Consider the following 10,244-nt stretch of genomic DNA (forward strand, 5'->3'; position numbering starts at 1 on the left):
TAGGTTAGGGAGTATGTTAAGATTTTTATGTATCCTTTAACTGTTATATAAGCCTATACAGTAGAACGTTTTTACTATATTAAAAATGGTAAAGGTTTGTATAAGTGTCCGATATATACGCTATTTTTGATAAATTAAAATAGTAATATTCTATGAGATTTATATTGTTGAAATTGGGATTTCAACGATACATTTTCATAGGTCGGATTGTTGCGAGTGGATATATATTGCTATGTATACGGCTACGAAATTAAGTAGACGGATAGCAAGTATATAGAAAGGAGAAAGGTAGAAAATATGAAGCAAGTATTGAAGTGTTTTAATGTCGTAACGATGATCACACTTCTCCTATCCATCATATTGCCTTCACCCAGTGCTTTTGCTACAGAGATAAATAAAAAAAGCTGGGATGAGTTACAAGGAAATGATGTGAAAATTAAGGCAGAGCAAGTAAATGCTGAAATATATAAGGGAGAAGTAGCGGAGAGGGAGCACGTATTTCAATATACGATTGAAAATACGGGAGCTACACCAATTCAAGAATTGGTGCTTAAACAAAATAATGAAAATGAAATTACGTTCCCTTCGCAATCTGTGAAAGTAAACGGAGAGAAGTTACCTGAAAATAAGGTAGCGGATTTCTATGTAGAGGAAAAAGATAAGGGAGGAAAGGTTCTTTCTTCTAATCTTAAAATTAAAGATTTAAAATCACATGAAAAAATGACTGTGTTAATAAAAGCTCGTCGTGCACAACATTTTAATAAAGAGTATAAGCAAAAAATTAGTGTGCAAAAGGATCAACTACAAATAGGAAACATGTCTGTAGATGTTGAAGGGATTCCTTCTGAAGACAAGGTTGAAGCTAATACCGATGATGAGGCTGACAGTAGTAAGAAAGAAATCGGATCACCAGCTGATGCTAAATCAAAAGAAGTGGATGGAAAATTAAAAGTATCTGCAGGAGATAAAAATAAACCTACAGCGAACACGGAACTAGTGAAGCAGCCAGTAGATAAAGATGAGAAGAAACTAGAAAAAGAAGCGGAAAATCAGAGCGATGCAAAAGTACAAGCTGCATCAGAGAATGCTTCGAAGGTTCAAATGCAAACAGGGGATAAGCAAGGATTTGGAGATCCACTGTATTCTACAATTACTGCTGGTAATTTAGTACAGACTGGTAATGTAACACTTGGTTTGACGACTGATCATTATGGCAGACAAAGTATGGGTTATAAAACGAATAAAATGACTGTGGACGTTGATAACGATGATAGTACTTTTAATTCGTCAACAGGTGCATTTCCTAACATTCCTGCCGGAAGTAAAGTGAAAAAGGCTTACTTATTCTGGACAGCAGCAATGGGGTTACCAGGAAATATTGCTGATAGAAAGGTTACCGAGGATCAAGTAAGGCAACCAGTCAAAATGAAAATGGGAAATAAAGAATATGCAGATGTAACTGCTGATAGCATACGAAAAGCGGATTACCTACCTTATATTTCTAATTACTCAGGTAGTGGCGCAGGATATGTTGCGTATGCAGATGTAACAAATGTAATTGCACAGCAAGGGATTTCACAAACGTTGACAGTTGCAAATGTGCCACAAATTAAAGATGTAACAGGTGGCGGCTATTACTGGGGTAACTGGAATCTTATATTAGTTTATGAAAACTATAAAGAAACAGTAAAAGACATGAAGATTTGGGAAGGGCTAGTCTCTCAAAAAAGTACAGCCTGGACAGATATTAGTGTTAATAAAATAAACACACCAAAAGAAGGTGCTTTTAAGGCGAAATTTAGTTATTTTTCATCGCAAGGTGACCCAGCTGAGAAAGATGGATATGCATATGATTATGGAGAATATGATTTTGGTGCTGGATATATAAAGATAAAAAATATTAACGGTAAAGACAATGATGCGAATGATTCGTCTATGACAGAAGTACAAGTAGACGGTACTAACGAGTTTGTTACAAAAAAATATCCAGGATATAACCCGGATTGGACAAATTCATTCAGTACTGACATTCATACGTATCATCTTGAAGGACCTACTCAAGTAAAAAATGATTTAAAAGAAGCAAAAATGCGTTTTAGAGCAAATGGTGGCGGTGGTGATATTTACGTATTAAATAACGCTACATTCGTTACAGAACATAATGCTCCAAACTTACAAGTTGATAAAAAGGCATTAGATAGTGCCGGTAAAGAAGTTAAGGAAATTAAAGCTGGTGAAGAGTTTACGTATCAAATTGAAGTGAAGAATGATACGAAAAATAACCAAGCACCTGTATCTAATGTAAAAGGTTTTGATAAATTAGATAATCGTTTAGAGTATGTTCCGGGATCTATACAATATATTTCTGGAAGTAATAAAGGAAATAAAACAGATAATGCAAGCGATGATGAAGCGGAGTTTGTAAATAATCAAATTGATTTCCGTGTTGGTGAAGGTGCTAATGCTAAAGACGGCGGTGTTTTAAAGCCTGGTGAAAGTGCCATTATTACATTCAAAGTAAAAGTGAAAGCTTCTGTACAATCAGATACAACAATAAAAAATATCGTTGCTGTAAAGGGAAAAGATAGTACCGAGGTAAATTATGAAACTACAGATGATGCAAATGTTACGGTTACGCTTCCGAAAGAAGTTCCGGGAGAAATAGAAGCAAGAAAAATAGCTTCTAATAAAACACCGAAGCTAGGTGACGAGGTAGAGTATCGTATTACATTTAAAAATAAGACAAAAGATGGACGTCTAGATGTATTGACAATTGAAGACGAATTACCAAGTAATCTTGAATACGTGAAAGATAGCTTGAAAGCAGAAGGTGCAAAACCAGAGCCAGTAGAGCTGAAGTTTGAAAATGGCAAAGTAATGGCAAAGTATCCAGAAATTATGGATATGGAAGAAAGAAGTATCGTCTTTAAAACAAAAGTAAAAGAAACTGCAAAAATTGGTGAAGAAATTGTTAATAAAGCAACCGTTAGTGATAAAACAAATCCACCAAAGGATTTAGAGGAGAAGATTACACCACAGCATAAGGCCGGTAAAATTGCTGCAAAGAAAAAAGCAACAAATAAAAAGCCGAAGCTAGGAGAAGAAGTTGAATATCAAATTAGCTTCAAAAATACGGTGGAAAACGGAAAGCTAGATGCAGTTACAATAGAAGATGAAATTCCAGCTAACTTAGAATTTGTTCAAGGTAGTGAGAGAGCTGAAGGTGCTGAACCAAATCCAGTAGAGTTAAAAGTAGAAAATGGTAAGGTAATCGCAAAATATCCAGAGATTACGGATACAAAAGAGCGAAGCATTTCCTTTAAAGTGAAAGTAAAAGAAGAGGCAAAAGCCGGAGAAACGATTGTTAATAAAGCGGTTGTGAGTGAGCCAAATGGACAGTCTGAGCATCCAGAAGAAAAGATTACGCCGGATTATAAATACGGTAAAGTGGATGTTGAAAAAAGCGTAACGAATCAAACACCAAAACTAGGAGAAGAAGTGGAATACCGAATTACATTTTATAATACGGTAGAAAACGGAAAACTAGAAAAGGTGCTAGTAGAAGATACACTACCTAAAGGTGTTGAATACGTGAAAGATAGTTTGAAAGCTGAAGGTATAAAACCAGAGCCAGTAGAACTAAAAGTGGAAGACGGCAAAGTAATGGCAAAGTATCCAGAAATTACGGATACAGAAAAAAGAAGTATTGTATTTAAAGTGAAAGTAAAAGATTCGGCAAAAGTAGGGGAGGCAATTGTAAATAAAGCAATTGCAAAAGATCCGAAAAATGAGCCTGCTGAATCGAAGGTTGTTATTACACCACAAAGTAAAAAAGGTGAAATTGCTGCTACAAAGGTAGTTAATAATAAGAAACCGAAGCTAGGCGAGGAAATCGAGTACCGCATTAGTTTTCATAATACGGTTGAGAACGGAAAACTAGAAGAGGTGCGAGTGGAAGATACAATTCCAAAAGGTCTTGAATATGTAGAAAATAGTATCAAGGCCGAAGGAGAAGCACCTGGACCAGTAGAATTAGCTGTTGAAAATGGAATAGTCAAAGCTAAGTATATCGATATTATGGATATGAAAGAAAGAAGTATCGTCTTTAAAGTAAAGGTGAAGGAAGAAGCAAAAGTAGATAAAGAGATTGTCAATAAAGCAATTGTTGATGATACGAAAAATCCACCGATTGAGCCGGAAGAAAGAATTACTCCGCAATATAAGGATGGAATAATTGATTCGAAGAAGACAGTAGATAATCCATCACCAAAACTAGGAGAAGAAGTAGAATACCGAATTAGCTTTAAAAATACGGTAGAAAACGGAAAACTAGAAAAGGTAACGATAGAGGATATAATTCCTAACGGTTTAGAGTATGTAAAAGGCAGTGAAAAGGCTGAAGGTGAAAAACCAGCTCCATTAAAGTTAAGTGTGAAAGATGGAAAAGTCATTGCTGAATACGAAAATATTACAGATATGAAAGAAAGAAGTATTGTCTTTAAGGTAAAGGTGAAGGAAGAAGCGGAAGTAGGTAAGGAAATCATTAATAAGGCAATTGTTGATGATATGAAACATCCGAAAGAACCAGAAGCAAAAATCACACCATTACACAAAGATGGAAAAATTAAAGCGAAGAAAATCGTAAATAATGAAACACCGAAGTTAGGAGAAGAAGTAGAATACCGAATTAGTATGAAAAATACGGTTAAGTACGGAAAGCTAACAGACGTGATAATAGAGGATACTCTACCAGAAGGTTTAGAGTATGTAGAAAATAGTTTGAAAGCAGAAGGTGCCGGAACAGATTCAGTAGAGCTGAAATTTGAAAATGGTAAGGTAATGGCAAAATATCCAGAAATTATGGATACAGAAGAAAGAAGTATCGTTTTTAAAGTGAAAGTAAAAGAAGAAGTAACAGTCGGTAAAAAAATCATTAATAAAGCAACTATTGATGATTCGCAAAATAAGCCAGTTAATCCGACTGCGGAAATTATTCCTCAGTATAAAGATGGAAAACTTGAAGCGAAAAAGATGGTAAATAATGAAACGCTGAAGTTAGGAGAAGAAGTGGAATACCGAATCAGCTTTAAAAATACGGTAGAACATGGAAAGCTAACAGAGGTAAAGATAGAAGATGATTTACCAAATGGATTAGAGTATGTGAAAGATAGTGTAAAAGCAGTAGGTGCTAAGCCAGCTCCAGTGGAATTGAAATTTGAAAACGGTAAGGTAATGGCGAAGTATCCTGAGATTACAGATACAAAAGAGAGAAGTATTACCTTTAAAGTGAAAGTAAAAGGTAAAGTGAGCGATTGGATTGTTAATGAAGCGATTGTGAGCGATACGAAACATCCGCCAGAAACACCGACAGCAGAAATTATTCCGCAACATAAAGACGGAAAAGTGAAAGCGAAGAAGACGGTAAATAATGAAACGCCGAAGTTAGGAGAAGAAGTAGAATACCGAATTAGTTTTAAAAACACGGTAGAAGACGGAAAACTAGCAGAGGTGAAAATAGAAGATACTTTACCCGAAGGTTTAGAGTACGTAGAAAACAGTGTGAAAGCAGAAGGTTCTAAGCCGGATCCAGTAGAATTGAAAGTGGAAAATGGTAAGGTAATGGCGAAGTATCCAGAGATTACGGATACAGAAGAAAGAAGTATCACTTTTAAAGTGAAAGTAAAAGAAGAAGTGAAAGTCGGTAAAAAAATCGTCAATAAAGCAATTATTGATGATACGAAAAATGAGCCAGAAACACCGACGGCAGAAATTACTCCACAGCATAAAGACGGAAAAGTGGAAGCGAAGAAGACGGTAAATAATGAAACGCCGAAGTTAGGAGAAGAAGTGGAATACCGAATTAGCTTTAAAAATACGGTAGAAAACGGAAAGCTAGCAGAGTTAAAAATAGAAGACGATTTACCAAATGGATTAGAGTATGTGAAAGATAGTTTACGAGCAGAAGGTTCTAAGCCAGATCCGGTAGAACTGAAAGTGAAAGATGGAAAAGTAATCGCAAAATATCCAGAAATTACGGATATAGAAGAAAGAAGTATCGTCTTTAAAGCGAAAGTAAAAGAAGAATTTAAGGTTGGTGAAGGCATTGTCAATAAAGTAGTTGTTGATGATACAAAAGATCCAACAACTTCAGAAGTAACAATTACGCCAGAATATAAAGACGGTAAGCTTAAAGCAGAGAAATTTGTAAACAATAAAAAACCGAAATTAGGAGAAGAAGTAGAATACCGAATTAGTTTTAAAAACACGGTAGAAAACGGAAAACTAGTAGAGGTTAAAGTAGAAGATGAAATTCCAGCTGGATTAGAGTTTGTAGAGAACAGTTTACAAGCAGAAGGATTTAAGCCTAGTCCGGTAGAATTAAAATTTGAAAACGGCAAGGTAATGGCAAAGTATCTAGAAATTGCGGATACAAAAGAAAGAAGTATTATTTTTAAAGTGAAAGTAAAAGAAGAGGCAGAAATAGGCAAGGAGATTGTTAATAAAGCAATCGTAGTAGATACAAAAAATGAGCCAGAAGAGCCTCGTGTGGAAATTACTCCGCAATATAAAGATGGTAAAATTGCTGCGCAGAAAGTAGCCAATAATCATAAACCGAAACTAGGAGAAGAAGTAGAATATCGAATTAGTTTTAAAAATACGATAGAAAACGGGAAACTAGCAGAGGTAAATATAAAGGATGCCTTACCAAATGGTTTAGAGTATGTAGAAGGCAGCATCACAGCAGAAGGTTCTAAACCGAAACCAATAGAGCTACAGGTGAAAAATAATAAAGTAATGGCAAAGTATCCAGAAATTACAGATACAGAGGAAAGAAGTATTGTCTTTAAAGCGAAGGTAAAAGAAAGCGCAAAAGTGGGAGAAGAAATCGTAAATGAGGCAATTGTAGATGATACAAAGAATCTACCAGAAGAGCCTTATGTACCGATTACACCACAATATAAAGATGGAAAAATTGAGGCAAGAAAAGAAGTAAGTAATCGTGAACCGAAGTTAGGTGAGGAAATCGAATATCGAATTATTTTTAATAATACGGTGAAAGATGGAAAACTAGTAGAGGTAAAGATAGAAGATAAAATTCCAGCTGGATTAGAGTTTGTAGAAGGAAGCGAAAAGGCTGAAGGTGAAGAGCCAAAACCAGTGGAGTTGAAAGTAGAAAATGGTAAGGTAATGGCAAAGTATTCAGAGATTATGGATACGAAAGAAAGAAGTATCGTCTTTAAAGTGAAGGTGAAAGATTCGGTTACAATAGGTAAGGACATTACAAATAAAGCGATTATCCATGTTGATGATCCGAACCATCCAGTAATTGATCCAACAGCAAAAATTACACCGCAATATAAAGACGGTAAAATTGCTGCTCATAAAAAGGTGAATAATCATAAACCGAAGCTAGGTGAAGAAATCGAATATCGAATTTCATTTAATAATACGGTGAAAGATGGAAAACTGGCAGAGGTCAAAATTGAGGATGAAATTCCGTTTGGTTTAGAGTATGTGAAAGATAGTCTAAAAGCAGAAGGTGATAAGCCGGCCCCAGTAGAGTTGAAAGAAGAAGCTGGTAAGGTTAGTGCGAAGTATGAAAATATCACTGACATGAAAGAAAGAAGCATTATCTTTAAAGTGAAGGTGAAAGATTCCGTTGAAGTGGACAAGGCAATTGTAAATAAAGCAATTGTTGATGATACAAAAAATCCACCAGAGCGACCGGAAGTAGATATTACACCGCAGCATAAAGATGGTAAATTTAAAGCTAATAAAAAGGTAAGTAAAAAAGATCCAAAGCTAGGAGAAGAAGTAGAGTACCGAATTAGTTTTAATAATACGGTAGAAAACGGAAAACTAGCAGAAGTGAAAATTGAGGATCAACTACCAAATGGATTAGAGTATGTGAAGGATAGTTTAAAAGCAGAAGGTAATGAACCAAATCCAGTAGAGCTAAAAGAAGAAGCTGGAAAAATCACAGCGAAGTATGAAAATATTACTGATACAGCTGAGCGTAGCATTATCTTTAAGGTAAAAGTAACAGAAGCAGTAAAAGTCGGGAAGAAAATCGTGAATACGGCAATTGTGGATGATGATAATCCGAAGAATCCTCCGCAAAAACCAGAAGCGATTATTACACCGGAGTATAAGAATGGAAAAATAAAAGCTGAGAAAACAGTAAATAACCCAGCTCCAAAATTAGGAGAAGAAGTAGAGTATCGAATTACGTTCCGTAACGTAGTTGAGCACGGAAAAGTAGCGAAGGTGAAAATTAAGGATGAATTACCAAACAGTTTAGAGTTTGTAGAAGGTAGCGAAAGAGCTGAGGGGGATAGTCCAAAACCGTTGCATGTGAAAGTGAAAAACGGCACAGTACTCGCAGAATATCCAGAAATTACGGATACGAAAGAAAGAAGCATCGTCTTTAAAGGAAAAGTGAAAGAAAAAGCTAAAATTGGCGAAGCGATTGTGAATACGGCGGTTGTGGAAGATACTATAAATCCACCAGAGAAACCAAATGTCGCTATACAGCCTCAACATAAAGATGGTGCATTACAAGCAGAAAAAACAGTAAGCAATCATGAACCGAAGTTAGGAGAAGAAGTAGAATATCGAATTAGCTTTGAAAATACGGTAGAAAACGGAAAACTAACTGAGGTAAAAGTAGAAGATAAAATTCCAGCCGGTTTAGAATACGTACAGGATAGTATAAAGTCTGATGGGCCGGAACCAAATCCAGTAGAACTTAAAGTTGAGAATGGAAAAGTAACAGCAAAGTATCCAGAAATTACGGATACGAAAAAAAGAAGTATCATCTTTAAAGCGAAAGTACAAGAAACGGTACAAGTAGGAAAAGAAATTATAAACAAGGCGGTTGTGGATGATAATAATCCGACAAATCCACCGGTTGAGTCACTTGTACCAATTACACCGCAATATAAAGATGGGAAACTAGAGGCAAGGAAAGAAGTAAGTAATCATGAACCAAAGCTAGGGGAAGAAATCGAATATCGAATTACTTTTAACGGCATAGTAGATGGCGGGAAGTTAGTTGATGTAAAGATTGAAGATGAAATTCCGTCTGTTTTAGAGTATGTGAAAGATAGTCTGAAGGCCGTAGGTGATAAGCCTGTACCAACAGAACTTAAAGTTGAGAATGGAAAAGTAACAGTGAAGTATCCAGAAATTACAGATACGAAAGAAAGAAGTATCATCTTTAAAGTAAAGGTAAAAGAATCAGTAAAAGTTGGAGAGGAAATAACAAATAAAGCGATTATTCACGTAGATGATCCAAATCATCCAGTTATGGAACCGACAGCGACAATAAAGCCAGAATATAAAGATGGTAAGGTAAAAGCAACGAAGACAGTAAGTAATAAAGAACCGAAGCTAGGAGAAGAAATCGAATACCGAATTAGCTTTGAAAATACGGTAGAAAACGGAAAAATAGCAGAGGTAAAGATAGAAGATGAAATTCCAGCCGGTTTAGAGTACGTGCAAGATAGTATTCGATTTGAAGGGGCTGAACCAAATCCAGTAGAGTTAAAAATGGAGTTTGGAAAAGTAATAGCGAAGTATTTAGAAATTACAGATACAAAAGAACGTAGTATTATTTTTAAAGCGAAGGTAAAAGCAGCACCAAGTAAAGGGATAACAAATAGAGCGATAGTGGACGATAGAATAAATCCACCACTTGAGCCTACAGTTACAATTTTACCGAAAACAAAAGAAGATTTTAAGATACCGGAAGATCCGAAAGAACCAGAAGTGAAACCGGAAGATCCGAAAGAACCAGAAGTGAAACCGGAAGATCCGAAAGAACCGAAGGAGCCAGAAGTGAAACCGGAGGATCTGAAAGAACCGAAAGAACCAGAAGCAAAACCAGAAGATCCGAAAGAACCGAAAGAACCAGAAGTGAAACCGGAGGATCCGAAAGAACCGAAAGAACCAGAAGTGAAACCGGAAGAACCGAAAGAACCGAAGGAACCAGAAGTGAAACCGGAAGAACCGAAAGAACCGAAGGAACCAGAAGTGAAACCGGAGGATCCGAAAGAACCGAAGGAGCCAGAAGTGAAACCAGAGGATCCGAAAGAACCGAAGGACCCAGAAGTGAAACCAGAGGATCCGAAAGAACCGAAGGAGCCAGAAGTGAAACCGGAGGATCCGAAAGAACCGAAAGAACCAGAAGTGAAACCGGAGGATCCGAAAGAACCGAAAGAACCAGAAGTGAAACCGGACTA

At 36.2% G+C, this 10,244-nt stretch carries 1 protein-coding gene; it reads left to right on the plus strand.

Translation table 11 applies throughout. The features are described from left to right. Positions 1-297: 297 nt before the first annotated feature. Positions 298-10,244, plus strand: a 9,947-nt coding sequence (locus tag AC1Q8L_RS22060) for an isopeptide-forming domain-containing fimbrial protein (RefSeq protein WP_492339489.1), incomplete at its 3' end; no start/stop codon positions are given.

This window comes from Bacillus sp. GW823-FHT06A11, from assembly GCF_058795355.1.